Genomic DNA, 569 nt, shown 5'->3' on the forward strand with positions numbered 1-569 from the left:
ATTAACCGCAAATATCGCCATTGCCCCCTGAATCTCCATGCCAACCAGACCCGAGGAGGACGCAACGTCGTACCCGTGTCTATGCTTAAGTTCACTGTTCTTGGCCTCAATCTTGTATCGTTCTTTAGCCTTGGTCTTAAAGGCTTCGCTTTCCTGAAACTCTGCCTGCGCCAAATGCTCATGGCTCTTTATGCTTACCGAATACGTTTTGCTCTTTGCGCCTTCCTTGTAGCAGCCTTCCCGGAGCGGGCACCGTTTGCACTTCTCCACGTTAAAATAATAGGTGTCCACCTGGTTCTTCCCTCGGCCTTTCTTACCCTGCCGCGCCCGGCGAGTCGCCAAATGCCCCGCCTTGCAGACGTATAGCCCCGCAGGCCGTATCTCCAATCACCGTCTCCACTTTCATTCCCGCGACCTTACTTTTTTCAATGAGGGTTTGGAGCTGCTTGCCATCGCTTTGTTCGCCGGTCGTAATCGTGGCCGCCGTTATGATCCGTTCCTCGCTCATGGCGATATGAGTTTTGTATCCGAAAAACGAAGAATCAGCACTTTTGTGACCGACTTTGGCA

1 pseudogene is annotated in these 569 nt (G+C 52.2%); it reads right to left on the reverse strand.

Annotated features, from left to right (window positions below):
• Positions 1-569: pseudogene (locus M3650_RS31180) on the reverse strand (transposase); the annotation flags it as partial.

Source organism: Paenibacillus sp. MER TA 81-3 (genome assembly GCF_023713585.1).
Taxonomy (GTDB): Bacteria; Bacillota; Bacilli; order Paenibacillales; family Paenibacillaceae; genus Paenibacillus_B; species Paenibacillus_B profundus.